Raw genomic sequence first — 19,690 nt, 5'->3', positions numbered from 1 at the left:
GATGACAGTAACCTCATCTCAAACAACACAAGCCGACTTAGAGAGACTAAAGCAGCTTCGCGAAGCCTTCGATACGATGCGTGCTGAAATCGCCCGAGTGGTGATTGGCCAAGATACCGTTATCGAAGAGCTGCTTATGGCCATCTTCGCTCGTGGCCACTGCATTCTCGTGGGAGTGCCTGGTCTTGCCAAAACGCTCCTCGTTAGCACCTTGAGCCGAGTGCTCTCCTTAACCTATAAACGCATCCAATTCACTCCCGACCTTATGCCTGCCGACATCACCGGCACCGAGGTCATCCAAGAAGACCCTATCACACGAGAACGGAAGTTTGTTTTTCTGCGCGGCCCTATCTTTGCCAATATGATCCTCGCCGACGAGATCAATCGTACCCCACCAAAAACCCAGGCGGCGCTGCTCGAAGCCATGCAGGAACACCGCGTTACCGTAGGGGGGCATCCCTACCCCATGGCCGAACCCTTCTTCGTACTCGCAACCCAAAACCCCATCGAGCAAGAAGGAACTTACCCGTTGCCCGAAGCTCAGCTCGACCGCTTTATGTTTATGATCGTGGTGACCTATCCCTCGCCAGAAGAGGAAGTGGCCATCATGAAAGCCACAACGGGCGGCCAGCAAGTCGAATTGAAACCTGTTCTCACCGGTGAGGATATTCTGAAGCTTCAAGATATTGTACGCCGCATTCCTGTGGGAGAGCATGTGTTCCGCTACGCAGTCGCGCTTGCCCGTGCCACACGTCCTACAGAGCCGGAAGCACTCGACATCGTGCGCGAATGTGTGAGCTGGGGCGCCGGCCCGCGCGCCTCGCAGTATCTTATACTTGGCGCCAAAGCGCGTGCCGCCCTCTACGGCCGACCCTACGTCACCACTAGCGACGTTGCCTCCGTGGCACTGCCCGTACTGCGACATCGCATCGTGACCAACTTCAACGCAGAAGCCGAAGGTATCTCCGCAGATACCATCGTTCAAAAACTGCTGGAGCGAATCCCTAGACCTACCGACCCGGATAAATAGCAGTATGGTTATGCATCCGCGCACGCTAGCCGACCCTCAAACGCTGGCACGCATCACACGCCTGGAACTGCGTGCTCGTGCTGTTGTGGAGGGAGTTATCTCTGGCATGCACAAAAGCCCGCACCGGGGCAGCAGTGTGGAGTTTGCTCAACATCGGGACTATGTTCCCGGTGATGAGATCCGACACATAGATTGGAAGGTTTACGCCCGATCCGACCGATACCATATTAAGCAGTTCGAGGAAGAGACCAACCTCAAAGCTATTCTCGTCCTCGACACCAGCGAGAGCATGAACTATAAGGGCATTCGCTCCGCTCTCTCTAAACGCGAGTATGCCACGGTATGCGCCGCGGCTCTGGCTGTGCTTCTCATGCGACAACGCGATGCGGTTGGTCTCGCGCTCTGTGACGACGGCGTACGTCAGTTCATCCCCCCTGCCTCTACCTCCTCGCACATGCGCCTCCTCTTAGAGACCTTGGAACGGAAAGACAGCGCTCCCAAAACGGGCATCGCCGATACCTTCCACGATCTCGCGGAACGCGTGCGTCGTCGTAGCCTTCTGATCGTCTTCAGCGATCTCTTCACAAACCCTACCGACATCCTTCGAGGCCTTCAGCATTTCCATCATAGAAAACACGAGGCCATCCTGTTTCATGTCCTCGATAGAGACGAGCTTACATTTCCCTTTCGTGAAACAAGCCGTTTTGAGGGCATGGAGGGCGAAGCCCCCCTGCTGATAGAGCCAAATGCACTCCGGCAAGAGTATCTCCGCACCTTTCAAGCTTATGTGGAGGCCCTGCGCCGCGGTTGCCGTGAGCTGAATATGGATTATGTGCAACTGGTTACCGACCAGCCCGTGGATACCGCCCTTTCGCAATATCTCGCCGAACGGATGAGGCAATCGCACTGATGTCTTTCTTAGCACCTGCTTTTCTCGGCGCTCTAACACTGCTGGGTATTCCCATCCTCATCCATCTTATCCGACGCAGACGCCTTCATATCGTGCGATGGGCCGCTATGGAGTTTCTGCACCACTCGCAACGTAAGCTCCGACGTCGCCTCCGTATCGAGGAGCTTATTCTGCTAGCCCTGCGTCTCCTTATCGTTTTCCTAGCCGTACTTGCCTTTGCCAGGCCGGTGATCAAAGCTGTTGGGCTTTCCGTTCTTGGACAAAATGCTCACGTCTACGCCATCGTCGTCGTAGATAACTCTTTCAGCATGGCACAACGTATTCCCAATCAGAACACTGCCTGGGAAAGGGCTGTGCAGCAAGCAAAAACAGTTCTTACCCATGTGCTTCGCCCCGGCGACGCCGTCAGCCTTCTCCTTGCCAATGACCATCCTACGACGCTTATCGGCTCTCCAACATATGACCTACGCCTTGCCTATGCTCGCCTCAACGCTGCAAAACTCTCTACCCGTGGAACCGACTACCTTGAAACCGCCAAACAGGTGGTAGCCCTCCTCAAAAAATCTCCTCTCCCCAACCATGAGGTGTACTGGATCACTGATGACCAGGCAAATGCTTGGAAAAGCAGCCAGTCCGAATCGGCACATAGCATTTGGAAACAGCTTGGAAACAAAGCGCGTCTTATATGGATATCGGTCGGCTCCCCTGCCCCTCAGCGCGATAACCTCGCCGTGCATATGGAGCCGTTGGAGCGCGAACTGGTGACTCCTCATTTAGCGGCCCGTATCTCTGCCAAAATCAGCAACTATGGGACACGCTCTTACAACAATCTGCCTATTGTACTGCGCCTCGATGGGCAGCTGGCAGGCATGACGAAAGTGAATCTAGCTCCACACTCCGCGTCGCTGGCGACCTTTACTCCCTACTTACCACAAATAGGTATTCATGTGGGGCGCGTCGAGCTGGCCGATCCAGAGCACACCGATAACCTTCCTCTCGATAACGTCGCCCCTTTCGTGCTGGAGTCGCGCGCGACCCTCAGGGTGCTTGTGCAAGAGATGCAGTCACAAAGCGCCACCTACACACTAGCGGCGCTGGCGCCGGTTGGCGGAGGCAATATCTTTCAGCCCACCCGCATTGAGGGTGAAAGTCTCGACGCAGAAAATCTTAGCAACTATCAAGCCATCATCATCACCGGTCTCACTCATCTCTCCACAGAGGAAGCTCATGCTCTTGCGGACTACGTGCGTACCGGTGGAGGACTTCTCCTCTTCCCTAGTGAGGCCACCCAAACCGACGAGGTCAACGCGGTACTTAAGGAGGCCGGCCTACTCCCGGCAGCATTAGGCAAAATAGTTCGCTTCCCTTATGAAAATGCTCAGACCCTCAACCCAGGCTCTATTGGCAACTATGCGCCGCTCAGCCTTTTTAAGGATACCTCCAACATCAACATCGGGCTCGCTCGTTTCACTGCCTATCGTCAACTCACTCCCTTCGACGATTCCAGCAACCCTGGCGCTGTTCAGGTAATACTTCGATTTAGCGATGGCTCACCCGCCCTCGTGGAGCGACAGGTCGGCCGAGGTCAAGTGATATTGGCCGCAAGCAGTGCCGATACGTCCTGGAACGACCTACCTCTCACCGCCAGCTACGTGCCCCTGCTCTATCAGCTTCTGCTCGCCCTAAGCGCCAGCGCCGAGGTGCGCCATAACCTTGCTCTGGATATGCCGTTCCTGCTTCCTCTTCCGCTCTCGGCTGTAAACGCCCAAATTCGTATTACCCGCCCCGACGGCACGGTGGATACTCGTACGCCCGTTCTCGGCGCCGAAGGCGCTGAGTTGCAGTACCCCAACACCCAGATGGCAGGGGTCTACTTGGTTTCCGGAGGCCCTATCCACGAGGCCTTTGCAGTCGCCCTCCCTGAACAGGAGTCGGACTTAACCTACGCTGCCCCCAATACGGCTCTATCCCAAATCGGCTACCCTATAGCTCGAGCAACCTTTGTAACTACCCCAGAACAACTCAGCATGGCCGTCAACCGTTCTCGCTACGGGGTGGAGGTTTGGCGTTTGTTCATTGAGATCGCCATCGCTCTGCTTTTCTTAGAAAGCTTCCTCGCCTGGAAATTTGGCCGAAGAGGGTAGCTTTTGCGAATCCTAATAATTTTCGTTAGCGCCTCCCTATTACGCCTCTCTTTGTCACAGGAATTCTGAAGGGATTCAAAATCTGATGGACAAAATGTGGTATAATGGTTTCTAGTAGATTCGCTTACGCGGAGATATTCTAAACCGAAAGGAGGTCCGGCGATGGCGAAAGGCCTCACGGAAAAACAGCAACAGATTTTGGACTTTATTGTCAGATACATCGAAGAGAAAGGCTACCCCCCCTCCATTCGGGAGATCGGCAACGCCTTTAACATTTCAAGCCTGCGCGGCGTTACAGTCCACCTCGATGCCCTGCAGCGAAAAGGCAAGATAACTCGCCTCAGCACCTCACGCTCCATTACCGTTGTGGGACATACTGGCCCCTCTACTCGACAACGCGAGTTCTCGCTCGTTCCCCTTGTGGGTACTATCGCGGCCGGCCAACCCATCACGGCCACACAGAACATCGAGGGCTATGTGCCCGTACCGCCGAATCTCAGGGCAAACGGCAACCTCTTTGCCCTCCGCGTACGCGGAGATTCGATGATAGATGCCCATATTCTCGATGGCGATATCGTTATCGTAAAGGAGCAGAGCACGGCCAATAATGGCGACATCGTGGCTGTTCTGCTTGGAGATGAGGCCACCGTAAAACAGATACAGTTCACCCCACAAGGCGCTAAGCTCATCGCTGCGAATCCAGCCTATCCGCCTATTCCTATTCAGCGCGAGGATAGCCGCATCATGGGCAAGGTCGTAGGGCTCATTCGTAACTACGAAAGTGTCTCTCGGTTTTAAAAAGACAGGAACTTCTCTCGAACGGTAGTCTCCAACAAGTAAGGGCGACCTGATGGTCGCCCTTATCCAATTTCTTCCGAAACCAGTCCACCCTCTAATCGCGACGCTGTAGCTCCATCAGCAACTGCAGGATCAGCCAGAAGAGGTTGATGAGGTCTAGATAGAGGCTAATGGCTCCTACAATCTCCTCGCCAGGGTAGAGCCGACGCATAATCGCGGAAGTGTCGTATAAAACGTAGCCCGAAAAGATCAACACTCCCACAATGCAGTAGAGGGTATAGAGCGCCTGCACATGCACGAACATCATCACCAAACCGCCAACGATGAGGGCTATGAGCCCTACAAACAACATCCCTCCCAAAAACGAGAAGTCTTTCCCCGACTGCAAAGCGTAAAGGGACAATCCCGCAAAAACCGCCCCTGTCAGCACCGCCGCCTCTAACGGAACACCGGGCGCCACGCGCGAAACAAGTGTCATCAACGGGCCGATGATCATCCCCTCCGTCGCCGAGAAGAGGTAGAATAGCGCGATGTTCAAACCCGTGGTACGTCGTGTAAACGCCATAATAATGCCCAGTACAAGCTGCACAATGAGCAGGGGCAGCAGCATGGGCATGAGGGTAGCAGCGATGGCCTGCTGAGCACAAAAAGCGCTTACCAGAATGGTCACAAGCACAGAAACAAAGAACAAACCGTAGACCCGACGTACAAATGTCGCTCTTACCTCCGCAGGTGCGTCCGCCACCGTCCCATAGGTGGGAACAAACCCGTAGTTCATTGACTATCCTCCTAAAACACTTTTATACGCTAAGAATGCCTAAAACTCTGATTAAGTATACCGCCTCCTCGTAAATACGGTTCCCATATACGAAACCACACCTAGCAGGATTTCAGCGGTCGTAAGCAGAAGAGATTAAGAAGCTAGATAGAAAGAAAACTTTCGGAGAAGCCAATGAGAGCTTTTGTTATGTTGTTGGGGCTAGGCCTCCTTCTGCTTACCGGTGCCACTATGGCTTTAGCCGCCCGGCCCCATGCCGATTTCTACGTGGCCCCAAACGGTAACGATAGCTGGTCGGGACGCCTCGCTACACCCAACTCGCATCGTACCGACGGCCCCTTCCTTACCCTTGAACGCGCCCAAATGGCTGTCCGCACCTTTCGATCTCAGCATCCTAATCTGCATCGTCCCATCGTTGTTCTTATACGAGGTGGATTCTATCCTCTCAAACAACCCATGGTATTTACCCCGGAAGATAGTGGAACTGCCGAATCGCCCACCGTTTTTGAAGCCTATCCAGGAGAAAAGCCCATCATTAGTGGCGGACAGGTGCTTAACAATTGGCAGGCCGTGGCACCAGACCGATGGACGACAACACTGCCAGACGTCAAAAACGGCCTCTGGAATTTCTGCCAGCTGTGGGTCAACGGCGAACGACGCTATCGGCCCCGACTTCCGATAAACGGATACTACACCATTACACAAGAGGGCACCTCCTCTCCGGCTGCTCAAGGAAAGGGATTCGACCAGTTCGGCTACGCGCCAGGCAGCTTCAACCCTCACTGGCGCAACCTCAAAGATGTGGAGGTCATTGTGTTTCATACTTGGGCCGCCGGGCGCTACCACGTCGCATCGCTCGATACCAGCCGCTCCATCGTTACTTTAGTCGGACATACCCCAGGCACAGAGTGGTGGACAAGCTTCCCAAAAGGAAATCGCTACCTTATTGAGAACGTTAAGGAGGCGCTCTCTCAGCCCGGCCAGTGGTATCTCGACCGCTCCACCGGCGTTTTAACCTATCTGCCCAAAGCGCAAGAGCGACTGCAAAACGCCCAGATCGTCGCGCCCCGCCTGGACCAACTCCTGCTTCTGCAAGGTAACCCCAATGCCGATGTACCGGTCTCCTACCTGGTCTTTCGGGGGCTGACCTTTGCCTACTCCAACTGGAATCTGCCTCCTGAAGGTCATGATGCCCCCCAAGCTGAAGTGGACCTGCCGGCGGCTATCGAGGCGACTATGGCGCACAACTGCCTGTTTGACCGATGCCACATTATGCATACCGGCGCCTGGGCCATCTCCTTGGGCGAGGGCTGCCAGAACAATCACATCGAAAATTGTGCCTTCACCGACCTCGGTGCCGGTGGCATCAAGCTCGGAGAGACGATCATACGCGACCAACCCCAGCTCATCGCGTCAAATAATACGGTGCAAAACTGTCTTATCGCTGATGGGGGGCGCCTTCATCCGGCAGCAACCGGTATATGGATCGGCCAATCTCCCTATAATCGCCTCATCAACAACACGATTGGTAACCTCTACTACACGGGCATCTCCGTGGGCTGGACGTGGGGCTACGGCAAGAGTCTTGCCCACGACAATATCATCATGAACAACCGAATCGAAAACATCGGCCAAGGCCTGCTCTCCGATATGGGCGGCATCTACTTGCTGGGTATCTCGCCAGGAACGGTTCTCAAACACAACCTTCTATGCCATATCCGTTCCCTTACTTACGGTGGATGGGGAATCTACTTTGATGAGGGCACTAGCGATGTCCTCGCAGAGGACAACATTGTATACGACACAAAGTCGGGGGGCCTGCACCAGCATTATGGTGCCAACAATCGTGTCATCAACAATATCTTCGCGCTTAATCTCGAGGCCCAGCTCGTACGTACGCGTGCAGAAGACCACCTCTCGTTCACCCTGGAGCACAATATCGTCTACTATCGCCAAGGCACGCTCCTCGGCTCTAACTGGTCGGGCAACAACTATCATCTTGACTATAATCTCTACTGGAATGCTGCTGGTCAACCGGTTACCTTCGATGGAATGAGCTTTTCCCAATGGCAACAAAAAGGACAAGACCTTCACTCGCTCATCGCTGATCCCGAGTTCCTTGACCCGGAAAAAGGCGATTTTCGACTAAAGTCGAACTCCCCCGCCTTTCGAATTGGATTTAAACCGATCTCATTAACAGGTTTCGGATGTAATCTGGATCCGCGTGAAGTGGAAGCTGCGCTTCATACTCCACCGGCTTTTCCACTACCTCAAATAGATGTAGGACAGCGGCCATGAATGAACTACCCCACGCCATGCTCGCTGCCGTTTACAGGGGGAAAGATGAAATACGGCTTGAACGCCTTCCGCTCCCACCCATCAGTCCAAAGGAGGTTCTTATCAGGGTAGAAGCTTGTGGCATCTGCGGCACCGACCTCAAAAAAATACACCTCGGCTTGGTGGAACCGCCTCGCATCTTTGGTCATGAGATCGCCGGCCGTATCGCCCGAATCGGCGAGGATGTGGAAGGTTGGGAGGTTGGGGAGCGCGTAGCGGTGGTCCACCATGTGCCCTGTCTTCGCTCCGATTGCCCTTACTGTCGCCGTAGTGCCTTTGCCCAATGCCCGGTCTATAAGCAAACTGGAACAACCGCCGGCTATGAACCAGCGGGAGGCGGCTTTGCCGAGTTTGTGCGCGTTATGGAGCGGTGCGTAAAACACGGGATGATCCGATTGCCCCCCAACGTCACTTCGGAAGAGGCCTCTTTCATCGAACCGCTCAATACCTGTCTAAAGGGCGTTCGTCAAGCCAACATTCAGCCGGACGATGTGGTGCTTATTCTTGGTCAAGGGCCTATCGGGCTTCTCTATACCCAACTCTGCCGTAGAGTGGGAGCACAGGTGTTCGTTGTCGATCCGCTGGCCTCACGGCGTGCCCTAGCGCTACAGCTCGGCGCCGAAGTCGCCTTTGCTACTGCAATCGAAGCCAAAAGCTACCTTACCGAAAACCTATCAACCGGAGGGGCCGACGTGGCGATTTTGGCCGTCGCCAACAGCCACCTTGTTCAAACAACTCTCGATCTGGTGCGTCCAGCGGGTAAGGTGCTGCTTTTCGCTCAAACCTATCTGCAAGACTTTACCCAAATAGATGCAGGAGTTATCGGCATGCTCGAAAAACAGCTTCTAGGTTCCTATAGTGGGGACGTCACGCTGCTTCAGGAAGCCGCAGACCTCATTTTTCGACACGACATAGAGGTGCAACGGCTCATCTCGCACCGCCTGCCACTCTCATCCATGCAAGAGGCCATCGCCCTCGCTTCGCAACCCAAAGAGAACACCCTCAAAGTGATCGTTCAGCCATGAACACGATGCAAGCGGCCGTTCTCTACGGTCCGGAGGATGTGCGCATCGAAGAGGTGCCTATAAGAGAGCCTGCTGAAGGAGAAGTACGAGTGCGAATACAGGCGGCTTTAACCTGCGGCACCGACGTGAAGGTCTATCGCCGTGGCTATCATGCGCGCATGATTCAGCCTCCCGCTCTGTTTGGGCATGAGTTTGCTGGGGTCATTGAAGCCATCGGGCCTAACGTCCAGGGGTGGCAGATAGGTCAACGCGTCGTCGCGGCAAATTCGGCCCCTTGTGGTCGGTGCCTCTTTTGTCGGCGCGGGCAGTCGGAGTTGTGCCGCGAGCTCCTGTTCCTAAACGGCGCCTATGCCGAAACCATCCTCGTGCCCGCTCGCATTGTGGCAACGAATCTTTTACCCATCCCACCTCACCTCGATTTTGCAGAAGCAGCTTTGGTAGAGCCACTTGCCTGCGTAGTACACGGATTAGCGCGCCTGTCTATCCACCCTGGAGAGAGTGTGGCGGTGATCGGCCTTGGCCCTGTAGGGCTTCTCTTTGTACGCCTTTGCGTTTTGGCTGGAGCAAGAGTCCTCGCTATTGGGCGACGAGCACAACGGCTCACACTCGCCAAAGCGTTAGGAGCTGATAAGGTTTTCGATCTCCAAATGGGCGAGGAGGTACTTCAGCATCTCAAACGCTCTACCGACGAAGGATTAGGTGCCGACTGGGTCATCGAAGCCGTGGGTACCACACAAGCCTGGGAGCACGCTATCGCCCTAGCCCGACCCGGCGGAACGGTGTGCCTCTTTGGAGGCTGTCCCGCAGGAAGCTCTATCGCTCTAGATACCCATCGCATTCATTATGAGGAGGTTACACTCATCAGTGCCTTCCATCACACACCAAGCGCTGTGCGACAAGCACTAACCCTTCTTTCAGAAGGCAAGATTCCCACCCATCTCTTTCTGCAGCATCGGGCTACCCTCTCTCAGATTCCCGACGTCCTCGCCTGCCTAGCCAACGGCACACTCGACGCCATCAAGGTCGCTGTTACCCCTGCTTAGAAGCGCTCGGACACCGATTTAGCCTGCAAGAAGAGGCCGAGGTAGTCGGGTCCACCGGCTTTGCTATCGGTGCCCGACATGTTGAATCCGCCAAATGGCTGTACTCCTACGAGCGCACCGGTGCATTTACGGTTAATGTAGAGGTTTCCAACATGGAACTCGCGACGCGCCCGCTCGATATGCTCGCGATTGTACGAAAACAGGGCACCGGTCAAACCGTACTCCGTGCTGTTGGCGATCTCCAGCGCATGATCAAAATCGTCCGCTTTTATCACGGCAAGCACCGGCCCGAAGATCTCTTCTTGCGCGATGCGGGCGTTGGGCGCCACATCTCGAAAGATGGTCGGGTGAATAAAGTAACCGGTTTCGTCTGGCTCAGCGGGATCTACCCCGCCCATAACGAGTTCCCCTTCCGTTTTGCCGATGGCGATATAACTTTGGATTTTCCGATAAGCATCGGCATCTATCACCGCGCCCATATCTATACCATACTGCGCCGGGTCGCCGACGCGTAACCTCCGCGCCTGTTCTATAACCTTCTGTAGTAGCGGCTCGTAGAGGTTCTTATGTACAATGAGACGTGAGCAGGCAGAGCATTTCTGCCCCTGAAAACCAAAAGCAGACCGCACTATCTCGGTGGCTGTAGTGTCTAGCCCTACCCCATCATCTACGATAATGGCGTCCTTGCCACCCATCTCAAGGATAGCACGACGCAAAAACTTCTGGTTTGGCTGCACCGTTGCCACCTTTTGGTAGATATGTATTCCAACCTCCTTGCTTCCAGTGAAAGCAACAAAGCGGATTTTCGGGTGCGCCGTCAGTGCCTCTCCTACGGTCTCACCCGGGCCGGGCATCAAGTTGACGACTCCAGGAGGAAAGCCCGCCAAATCTAGCAGCTCCATCAACTTAGCAGCGATAACGGATGACTGTTCCGCCGGCTTTACAATCACCGTATTGCCCGCCACGACCGCAGCCATCGTCATGCCGGTGAGAATGGCTAGGGGAAAGTTCCACGGTGCGATCACCGCTCCAACCCCTAAAGGCAGATAGAAATAGACGTTCTCTTCTCCGGGGAAATCCACCGTGGGTTTACCTTGCCCCCATCGGACGGCCTCGCGCGCATAATACTCGAGAAAATCGATCGCCTCAGCCACATCGGCATAGGCCTCGCTCCAGCTTTTGCTGACCTCGTAGACCATCCAGGCCGAAAACTCGTAGATGCGACGGCGTAGAATGGCCGCCAGCTTTACCAGATGCCTCGCTCTCACCTCCGGCGAAAGGCTTGACCATGCCGGATAGGCCCGCTCGGCCTCTAAAACTGCCTTCTCGACTAACTCCGGTGGGGCTGTACAGACCTGTCCTACCACCTGGTGCGGCTTGGCCGGATTAATACTCACCAAACGCTCCGTGCTCTCAATGCGAGAGGTGCCTAAACAAACCGGATAAAGCTTGCCTAACTGCCCTGCAACGGCCTGCAGAGCCTCCTCCATCTTCTTGCGAGGGCGCTCCTCGCTAAAGTTCGGATATGGATACTCGTTCTGAAATGGCGTAAACATAGATTTGTTCCCTTTCTGAAAAATAGACATAAAAACTCTTCTTCCCCGTTTACTAGACTCTCAAAACTTGCTCTCCTGTTCCCGCGGAATCTTTACATAGTGTCTTCCTGGTTGTATGTTGACCTGTACAAGGGCCCCCGCAGGCATCTCCACAACAACCCGCGTCCCCCAAATCGGCCCGCAGATTCGCCATGGCTTTACATGAAAGGCTCTGTGCACCGCAAGACCACTCTTGTCTAAAAAAAGAAGGTCTATAGCAAAGCGCATTCCAAAGGTATGCACACCGTTGCATGGTTCAATCCACAACCCCTCGTTCTCGCTCAAACCTCTCTTGCCAAGTAGCCCAACCGCTTGCTTCCAAAAAGTGTCCGCAACATATAACTTCTCGATGACCACTTTACCACTTTCTACTTCCAAAAGCGAATACAAGACATCTCTCATGCTATTAAGTCTACCTCACAGAGCTCCACAGCCGCTGAAGCTAGCGCGTCAACTCGTCCTAAGCAAAAGATAGAAGCCCATAGACTTGCAATAGCTTAGAGCTCAACAAAACCTAGTATACGCTGCAAAAAATTCTTCTTGACAAATTGTCCTACAGGCTTTATACTTTTTTGATGACTACCGGGCATATGCCGGAATTCGTTTCCTTCTTTAGGAGGACGTGTATGCAAATTAGAGGTCGTGTTAAGTGGTTCAGCAACGCGAAGGGGTATGGATTCATCGAAACTCCGGAAGGTAAGGACATCTTTGTCCACTACTCCGCCATTCTACAAGAGGGCTACAAAACGCTCGCGGAAGGGCAAGAGGTCGCATTCGAGATCGTGGAAGGAGCAAAAGGCCCACAGGCCGCGAATGTTATCGCCATTAACCCAACGAACTAAGCACCTACGCCCTTGTCACCGGAGACAGCCTTTCTCTAGTCAAAACTCTATGTGAGAGATAGAGAGCCAACGCCTCTAGGAACTTCTCTCTAGGGTGGTTCGTAAGTGCTATCCGAAGCAGATCGTTGCGAGGGTTTTTCATCCTGCCCCTCTCGCAGCGATTTTGTATCCCAATCTACTTTCAAACGGAGGTTCATGACCTCTTAACGGTTAGGAGTCAACTCTATGAGTCACGCGCGCCCCCTTACCGCCTCCGATTTCGAGGCGGAAGTCATCAACTCAAATGTACCGGTTGTAATAGATTTCTGGGCAGAATGGTGCAATCCATGTCGGCTCATTGCCCCCCACGTGGAAGCGCTTGCCCAGGAATATGCGGGCAAAGCCAAAGTCTTTAAGGTAAACGTAGACGAGGAAAGAGAGATCGCCGAAAAGTACAATATTCTCCAAATCCCCACCCTTCTCTTCTTTAAAAACGGGAAGGTTGTGGATCAATGGATCGGCACCACCACGAAAGAAACTCTCGCCCGCAAGTTAGAGGCGCTGCTATAACGCCGCCCATATCAGGTAAGACCACCGGTGGTCGAAACCTCTCGATCACCGGTGGCTTAGTAAGTCTAAAGTCTATTTTTTGTCAGAGTTTGAGTTCGTAGTGCTGGCCGTTGCCTGTGCCTTTTGAAGCTCTTTCAAAAGCGGCACGATGTGATCGTAGTTGAGCAGTGCGCTAGCAACCCATAAGTTAAACCATTGCGCATCTGTGCCGGTCCGCGTCTTGAATTCCGGAATAGTATGAGCTAGCTTTACAGCCGTCCTTATCTGATCGTCCGTCAATAGAGGTCGGACGCTATTCGCAACAGCGGCAATATTCTTTTCGTTGATCTGGTCGCGCTCCTTCAGTACGGCACCTAACGCATCCTCGAACTTCTGCTGTAGATCGCTTGGCGGCTGCTTGCCTAAAAGCGCCTCCCGATGCGCCGCCTCAATCTTAGGAATGAGATCGGCAAAATACTTGGTTGCCACAGCCTTCATCTGCTGGTCGTAGTTCTTGATAGTCGCCTCAAGAATGGCCTCGATTTTGGTGAGCTGAGCGTCGGTTAGGTGGAGTGGGGTGATCAGTTGTAAGCAGGCGATCTCCTGCATTTGGCGCAGCAGCGCATCTGCCTCCACAGAGCTACCCTGCGCGTTCGCTCCTCCCGTATCCGCTCTTACCGATATACCACTCCCCCAAAAAACCACTCCGCAGAGCCAACACAACCCTAACAACAACCGTTTTGTTCGGGTAGAATAAGTTCGCATTCTTCCCTCCTTCCAAAAGAAGCTGTAGTGCCGATAGTACCGAGGCGGCATTGCCTAATAAGAGTGTAGCGCATCGAACACGAAAAAGATGATAGTTAAACAGCAAATCCTCCAACGCCTCAAAGGTGGCATCATCGTCTCCTGCCAAGCCAATCCATCCACCCCTCTTGGCCGCCCCGAGGTGCTTGCCGCACTGGCGGCGGCAGCAGAGCAAGGAGGAGCGGTAGGTATACGAGCGGATGGTCCGGCCAATGTCGCCGCCATTGCCGAACTAGTCTCTGTGCCAATTATTGCCATTTATAAGCAGGTTCATCCTGGCTTCGAGGTCTATATTACCCCCACCCCACAAGCGGCTCAGGAGGTTTTCGCGTGCAGTACCCCATCACCTGCTATCATCGCCTTCGATGCTACCGACCGTCCACGCCCCAATGGCTACACCTGGCAGGAGATTCTGCGTTTCATTCAAAACGAATTAGGCGCTCTCGCAATGGCCGATATCTCCACCTTTGAAGAGGGGTTGGCAGCCGCTGAGGCCGGCGTTGATCTCGTTGCCACCACCCTCAGCGGCTATACGGCCCCCACTGCATTTAAGAGAGAACAGGGTGGCCCCGACCTTGAGCTAGTCTCCCAACTCGCCCAAGAGGTTCCGTGTCCTATTATCTGCGAAGGGCGTATCCGATCTCCCCAGGAAGCCTATGCGGCGCTCTGTGCCGGTGCCTGGGCCGTTGTCGTTGGTACGGCGATCACTGCCATAGATCGCGTCACCGCTAACTACGTGGCCGCGATGAAAGCCTGTACCCGGTGATGTTTCGTCTGCCTCCTTTCGTAATCTGCATTGGAGAAACATATGGCGCAAAGTTTACTCGCTTTCTTGATATCACAATCTAAAAAGGCCTATCGAAGCTTCTTACAAGAGATAGAGACCATTACTCCCCAAGAGGCTCTCTACCATAGGCATCCCCATTGGCCACCACAACAGTGGGGCATCGGTCAAGATGGCTCCATCGCGGGCATTGTCTATCATGTGGCTGCCTGGAAACAGGCTGCGCTTTCCCTGCTGCGCGGTGAGGATGCCCTCTCTCCTATGGAGCACCCAGAAACTCTACCCCCCCTTCCATCCCTTGGCCCGAGGTCTGTAATTGGTATCGCGAGATAGGCGCCGTATGGTGTAACCAACTGGAGAAACTACACGAATCCGATCTCGATCGCAGCTGCTTTTTCTTTGATGACAAACCTATTACGCTGTCTGAACTTATCTCGGAGATCATGCTGCACGATGTTCAACATGCATCACAAATAGCGTATCTTCGTCAACACCTTCGCGCGGAAGAAATCACACGCTAATGCGTAAAAGAACAAAGAGGCTCTATAGGCCTGTACAACCCTAGAATGAGGTCGTTATGAAACGTATTCTCACAAACAACATTACCCTATTTCTCTCTGCCTTCGGTACTTTGTTAGCGGGCTATCTAACGCTTACCCATTTCATGCCCTCTGCACCGCTGCCGTGTAGTATGAAGGGAGCAGGATGCACGGAGATTCTGCATGGCCCCTACTCTCATCTGGGGCCCATACCTACCGCAGCGTTTGGATTGGGCATGTATCTTCTCGTTTTTGTGCTCGCCCTACTCCGTAGAAAGCTGCTACCCACGGCAGAAACCATACCGGCTGCCCTTCCCGAGCCAGCTCTAGCGCAAGTGGGCGCCTCTCAAGAAACCACTTCAGCTCTATCACCGGTGCGCCAGGCTTCCATTTCAACCGTCTCCGACTGGAAAGCCGCCCTCGCCCCAGCCGACCTCGCGCGCCTGCTTCTTTATGACCGTCTCATCTGGCTACTTACCGCTGCGGGCTTTTGCATCTCCTGGTGGCTTCAATATATCGCAATCTTTGTCCAACGCTCCTTTTGTCCTTACTGCTTCACTTCTGCCCTCACCGTAACCACGCTTGCTGCTATCGCCTGGTACGACTATGTGCAGCAAGGCCGTCCCCTCAATAGCGAACAAAAGATGCTGGGTTTGGTGTTAGGCTTTATCTTGGTACTACTGGGTTTCATCTATGTTCCCGGCATTGTTGGAATGTTGGGAAGTAGTATTTATACAGGTCCCGTTCAGCGCTCCATCAACATGCGCTCCATCCTCGTTCGACCTGGGTCACATATCTACGGCAACCCAAAAGCAAAGTATATCTTGGTGGAGTTTGCCGACTATAACTGTCCCCACTGTGCTGAGGCCGCCCAGGCTCTGCCAGATCTGTTGAAATCCCATCCCGATATCTGTCTCGTATTTCGCAATTTCCCTCTTGGCCTGGATACCGTTCTCCATTTCACCTATTCTGGCATGGCGGCTCAAGCGGCCGAAGCGGCCGCCCTTCAAGGCAAGTTCTGGCAGTACCACGATCTACTCTTCAAAAACCAGCCCGTTATGCAAGCTCCAGGATTCTCCCCAAGCCAGTTCGCCGACTTTGCTAGAAGCCTGGGAATGGATGTCCAAAAGTTTACTGCCGATATGAACAGCCCGGCCATTATCCAACGAGTGCGCCAAGACTACATGGACGGTCTACATGCCCACGTCAATTCCACACCCACCTTCTTCCTCATCACGCCAAACCATATCTACTCGTTTATAGGTATTGACGAGTTCGAAAAACTTCTCAAAGAGCCCAATAACGAGGTGTGGAAGTGAAACCCTTTTTCGCCATTCTAACCATAGGAATGCTGTTCTTACTCGGCGGGAGCTTTGCGGCTACGGCTACCGATGTGGTCTATGTCTCCGGTCAAGTCACCGATGCCCATGGGCAGCCCCTCTCCAACGCGCTCGTGGCCGTGTTTAACGACCGGAATCAGGTGGTGGACTATGCACATACCGATGATAACGGCAATTACATTCTCGCACTGCCAGTAAGCGCTCTCCATCTTCCCCAACATCATAGCCAAACGTTTTTGGCTCAAGTGTTTGACACTGCAGGCCATCTCGTTGGGGGACTTCTCGATTTTATCGCCAACCCACTGCGTGCCGGGGTGCATGCCGCGGCAGCCGGTGTAGCGGCCACGACCCCTAACCCCCTTGCGAAGGGTGGCATTGCCGTTGGCGCTGGTGTCGTAGACCAAACCCTCTTCGCCCTTTCTACAGATAAACAGACGTCCGTTCAACAGCAACACGACCGAAAGCAGCCCGGCATCCTCATACTTAAGGCGATTGCACCAGGCTATAAAGACCTTGCCGGCCCTACAAGCATCTACTGGATGGAAGAGGACACCTTCCACGTAGCCGGCCGAACTCAAAAGGCGACCGTAGCCTGGGTCGATCCGGTGCAACTAGCCTCTTTGAACGCTAAAGAGCCTTCTCATGCCGAATCGAACTATCTCACATTCACCCAAGCCCGCCTCTCCCCAAGCCTAGCGGCCTATGGCCAAACGGTGCGCATCGAGGCCTTTCTTCCCACACCATCCGTGCCCAAAGTCGCCATCGTGGTTGTTGCACGTGATAACCGCAACGGTCTCATCTGGCAACTCTATCCCAAAGGAGATGGCTGGTACGAGGGGGAGTTCACCATAGATAAACGGTTTCCTGTGAACGATCAGACGATCAGCGTTCTCGCGTATGGTGCGGACGAGCAGCACCCGGGCCGACGTCCCGATGTGGAACGTAGCATCCTTCGAGCAGGACTTTGGGACCCGAAGAAGCCTTTTCTGTACAATCCGCTTCTGGTATGTAGCCGCAATCGTGCCGACCTCACCCTCACCGTGCTACCACCAACACGACCATAACTCTTGCAGCTCTATACCTCCACTAATCGTCCCGTCCGCGCCGACGTGTAGGCTGCCAAAATAATCTCTACATTTCGGCGCCCCTCCTCTGGTGTCGCCCGTAAAGGAACACCTTCCAAAAGCACATCAAGAAAGTGGGCTATCTCGGCATCGAAACTCTCTTGCCAATGATGGTGCTCGATAAGCACCTGCGGCTCGTTGTTGGCGGGAAACCACACCAACCCGCGTCTAGGCCAAAACGCTTCGAGCGTAAGGCTGCCCTCGGTACCAAACACGGTCAGCAGAGGAGAGCCTCCTCGGTTGCGCGTCGCGTGTCCGGCAAATAGCTGCCCAAGGTGCCCCCGATCGAACCGAAAGTTCAGCACACCGGTATCCTCGCTTTCAGGCCCTAACTCCGGACGATGCTGCGTGGTCATCGCCTGCACCTGAACGATCTCACCACCAACGTGCCGGAGGATGTCCACATGATGAATTGCCGCATCCATCAGCTGCCCTCCACCTGCCTCTTCAGGCCGCGCGCGCCAGCCGCGGTTCATAGCCTCCGGCTGCCAGTGCGCGTAGGTCTGCTGCAAACCGGTTACAATGCCTATTCGGCCCTCACGGATCAACTCCATCGCTCGATTCACCACCGGATCCAGCCGCATGTTCTCTCCATGAAACAGAACCACCCCGGCCTCTCTAGCCGCAGCGATCATGCGATCGCAGTCTTCTAAGGTGTTGGCCAGAGGCTTTTCGCATAGAATATGTTTTCCAGCCCTCGCTGCCGCAATCGCATATTCCGCATGAAGATGGTGTGGTAGGCAAAGATCTACCGCATCAACGGTGGAATCGGCCAAAACCTCTTCATAGGAGGCCACAATGCGGCTTCCCACGCTCTTACCGAGTAGTTTTTCATAGTGCGCTCGCGCCCGATCGGCCTTTTCCATGTCGAGATCGCAGAAAACCGAGAGGGTGGCGCGCTCATACTGTTTTGCAAACGCAGCAATGTGTTGGGGTGCAATGACCCCACATCCAACCAGTGCAATCTGAAGCATAGTAGACCCCTTCTGGCACAGAGGAATGGTAAGTGCGATGTTCGCTGTGACCGCTCTTAACGCACATAGAGTCTACCGCATGTTCCTGCTCCAATGAGAACGGTTTAAGCCCTGCTGATGTGGGATCAGCAATCCAGAGGAACTTTTCACGATAATTTCACAATCCAGCGATATAATAGAAAGAAGTAAAAATATAAATTATATCATTTTTAGATGATGCATTTATGTTCTTATACAATGACTTTATCTCTCTTCTGCAGCAGTGACACTATTAGAAGCGAGATGGGTTTCAGTATCGTCGGAGAGGCCAACACACACCGTTACCCTACTTGCTACGGGAGAGAGAAATGCTATCACGATCCGAGCAGCGAGAGCAAATCGAGATACTCCGGTCTCAGACCGGAGCGGAGCGTCTTGATTATCTATGTCGCACCTATCGCGACAACATTCTACGTATCTGCTATGCAGTTCTTCACGAGCCCAACGAAGCAGAAGATGCAACTCAAGAGGTTCTCCTCCTTGCTTCGAAGCATTTCCTACAGTATCGAGGTGAGTGTGCCCTAACAACCTGGATTTGGCACATCGCCTATAACTACAGCCTCAAATGCTGTCGCCAGCGAGAGGCGCATGCTTACCTTCCGTTGCCCGAAGAGGCTCTCACACCTGATCGCAATGAACATACGCTGGAGAATATCCTCTTCTTTCGTCAAATGGAAAGCACAGTGCTCGCCCGTCTCAGCTCCTGCAACCGGCTCATCTACATTTATACCTTCCACTATGAGATGAGTTCGGAGGAGATCGCTCAAGCTCTACCTCTCGCCGAGTCGCTGAGCGCGAGTGCTGTTCGATCGCGGCTCTATCGGATCATTCGTCCAACCATTGAACAGGTTCAGCGCGAATTCGAGTAAGCTGCAAAAATTTTTTAAGATTCATGCAACAGCATAACAGGCACAGGATATCTATTCTAGTGTGATGCGGCTCCCTTCCAAATGACCTTCGGAACCGGCCAGGGACAACCGACATCTCTGCCATCAAGGCCCTTCGGTGCTCTCATTAATTCCATTTGAAAAAGGGGATGGGAGCGCCTTCTTTTTA

General features: G+C 53.8%; 19 protein-coding genes. 14 read left to right on the top strand and 5 right to left on the bottom strand.

Annotated elements, in window-relative coordinates:
• Position 1: 1 nt before the first annotated feature.
• From CCALI_RS00675 to lexA, 4 genes are all read left to right on the top strand, one after another.
• Positions 2-1,030: an AAA family ATPase gene (locus CCALI_RS00675; RefSeq protein ID WP_016481541.1), complete on the top strand. Its 1,029-nt coding sequence runs from the start codon at positions 2-4 to the stop codon at positions 1,028-1,030.
• 10 nt (positions 1,031-1,040) lie between these two features.
• A complete protein-coding gene (locus CCALI_RS00670; RefSeq protein WP_155850588.1) occupies positions 1,041-1,940 on the top strand; it encodes a DUF58 domain-containing protein in 900 nt (299 codons plus the stop codon).
• Complete coding sequence (locus CCALI_RS00665) at positions 1,940-4,084, top strand: BatA domain-containing protein (RefSeq protein ID WP_016481539.1); 2,145 nt, start codon at positions 1,940-1,942, stop codon at positions 4,082-4,084. The genes CCALI_RS00670 and CCALI_RS00665 overlap by 1 nt, the downstream gene beginning before the upstream one ends.
• A 162-nt stretch (positions 4,085-4,246) precedes the next feature.
• The gene (lexA, locus tag CCALI_RS00660) at positions 4,247-4,882 is read left to right on the top strand and encodes a transcriptional repressor LexA (protein ID WP_016481538.1); all 636 of its coding nucleotides are present in this window, start codon (positions 4,247-4,249) and stop codon (positions 4,880-4,882) included.
• Positions 4,883-4,976: 94 nt separating this feature from the next.
• Here the strand turns inward: lexA and CCALI_RS00655 are convergent, their stop codons facing one another.
• Positions 4,977-5,660: a Bax inhibitor-1/YccA family protein gene (locus CCALI_RS00655; protein ID WP_016481537.1), complete on the bottom strand. Its 684-nt coding sequence runs from the start codon at positions 5,658-5,660 to the stop codon at positions 4,977-4,979.
• 174 nt (positions 5,661-5,834) lie between these two features.
• On the opposite strand from CCALI_RS00655, the gene CCALI_RS00650 reads away from it, so the two are divergent.
• The 3 genes from CCALI_RS00650 to CCALI_RS00640 are packed head-to-tail and all read left to right on the top strand — an operon-like array spanning position 5,835 to position 10,065.
• Positions 5,835-7,958, top strand: coding sequence for a right-handed parallel beta-helix repeat-containing protein (locus tag CCALI_RS00650; RefSeq protein ID WP_016481536.1), 2,124 nt, complete (start codon positions 5,835-5,837; stop codon positions 7,956-7,958).
• Positions 7,955-9,022, top strand: coding sequence for an alcohol dehydrogenase catalytic domain-containing protein (locus CCALI_RS00645; RefSeq protein ID WP_016481535.1), 1,068 nt, complete (start codon positions 7,955-7,957; stop codon positions 9,020-9,022). The genes CCALI_RS00650 and CCALI_RS00645 overlap by 4 nt, the downstream gene beginning before the upstream one ends.
• Positions 9,019-10,065: a zinc-dependent alcohol dehydrogenase gene (locus tag CCALI_RS00640; RefSeq protein ID WP_016481534.1), complete on the top strand. Its 1,047-nt coding sequence runs from the start codon at positions 9,019-9,021 to the stop codon at positions 10,063-10,065. The genes CCALI_RS00645 and CCALI_RS00640 overlap by 4 nt, the downstream gene beginning before the upstream one ends.
• Here the strand turns inward: CCALI_RS00640 and pruA are convergent.
• Together pruA and CCALI_RS16875 are read right to left on the bottom strand one after the other, a co-directional pair.
• Positions 10,062-11,621, bottom strand: coding sequence for an L-glutamate gamma-semialdehyde dehydrogenase (gene pruA, locus CCALI_RS00635; RefSeq protein WP_044949398.1), 1,560 nt, complete (start codon positions 11,619-11,621; stop codon positions 10,062-10,064). The genes CCALI_RS00640 and pruA overlap by 4 nt on opposite strands.
• 60 nt (positions 11,622-11,681) lie before the next feature.
• Complete coding sequence (locus CCALI_RS16875) at positions 11,682-12,062, bottom strand: DUF192 domain-containing protein (protein ID WP_016481532.1); 381 nt, start codon at positions 12,060-12,062, stop codon at positions 11,682-11,684.
• A 224-nt stretch (positions 12,063-12,286) separates the two neighbouring features.
• On the opposite strand from CCALI_RS16875, the gene CCALI_RS00625 reads away from it, so the two are divergent.
• Positions 12,287-12,502, top strand: a complete 216-nt coding sequence (locus CCALI_RS00625; protein ID WP_016481531.1) for a cold-shock protein — start codon at positions 12,287-12,289, stop codon at positions 12,500-12,502.
• Between the two features lie 225 nt (positions 12,503-12,727).
• Positions 12,728-13,051, top strand: a complete 324-nt coding sequence (trxA, locus tag CCALI_RS00620; RefSeq protein ID WP_016481530.1) for a thioredoxin — start codon at positions 12,728-12,730, stop codon at positions 13,049-13,051.
• Positions 13,052-13,123: 72 nt separating this feature from the next.
• On the opposite strand, the gene CCALI_RS00615 is transcribed toward trxA, so the two are convergent.
• Positions 13,124-13,795, bottom strand: coding sequence for a hypothetical protein (locus CCALI_RS00615; RefSeq protein ID WP_016481529.1), 672 nt, complete (start codon positions 13,793-13,795; stop codon positions 13,124-13,126).
• 88 nt (positions 13,796-13,883) lie between these two features.
• On the opposite strand from CCALI_RS00615, the gene CCALI_RS00610 reads away from it, so the two are divergent.
• The 4 genes from CCALI_RS00610 to CCALI_RS00595 all read left to right on the top strand — a co-directional run bounded on the left by CCALI_RS00610 (position 13,884) and on the right by CCALI_RS00595 (position 17,561).
• Positions 13,884-14,600, top strand: a complete 717-nt coding sequence (locus tag CCALI_RS00610; protein WP_016481528.1) for an N-acetylmannosamine-6-phosphate 2-epimerase — start codon at positions 13,884-13,886, stop codon at positions 14,598-14,600.
• Between the two features lie 42 nt (positions 14,601-14,642).
• On the top strand, positions 14,643-14,951 hold the full coding sequence (locus CCALI_RS00605; protein WP_016481527.1) for a hypothetical protein: 309 nt from the start codon (positions 14,643-14,645) through the stop codon (positions 14,949-14,951).
• A gap of 244 nt (positions 14,952-15,195) precedes the next feature.
• Positions 15,196-16,476: a vitamin K epoxide reductase family protein gene (locus CCALI_RS14565; protein WP_016481526.1), complete on the top strand. Its 1,281-nt coding sequence runs from the start codon at positions 15,196-15,198 to the stop codon at positions 16,474-16,476.
• A complete protein-coding gene (locus tag CCALI_RS00595) occupies positions 16,473-17,561 on the top strand; it encodes a carboxypeptidase-like regulatory domain-containing protein (protein ID WP_016481525.1) in 1,089 nt (362 codons plus the stop codon). Before CCALI_RS14565 ends, CCALI_RS00595 begins: the two co-directional genes overlap by 4 nt.
• An 11-nt stretch (positions 17,562-17,572) precedes the next feature.
• On the opposite strand, the gene CCALI_RS00590 is transcribed toward CCALI_RS00595, so the two are convergent.
• Positions 17,573-18,595, bottom strand: a complete 1,023-nt coding sequence (locus CCALI_RS00590; protein WP_016481524.1) for a Gfo/Idh/MocA family protein — start codon at positions 18,593-18,595, stop codon at positions 17,573-17,575.
• A gap of 347 nt (positions 18,596-18,942) precedes the next feature.
• On the opposite strand from CCALI_RS00590, the gene CCALI_RS00585 reads away from it, so the two are divergent.
• A complete protein-coding gene (locus CCALI_RS00585; protein WP_016481523.1) occupies positions 18,943-19,503 on the top strand; it encodes an RNA polymerase sigma factor in 561 nt (186 codons plus the stop codon).
• The last annotated feature ends 187 nt before the right edge of the window (positions 19,504-19,690 follow it).

The organism is Chthonomonas calidirosea T49 (assembly GCF_000427095.1).
In the GTDB taxonomy this organism is placed as follows: domain Bacteria; phylum Armatimonadota; class Chthonomonadetes; order Chthonomonadales; family Chthonomonadaceae; genus Chthonomonas; species Chthonomonas calidirosea.
The sequence above is the reverse complement of the archived record's forward strand: the minus strand, read 5'-3'. Positions and strand labels throughout refer to the sequence as shown.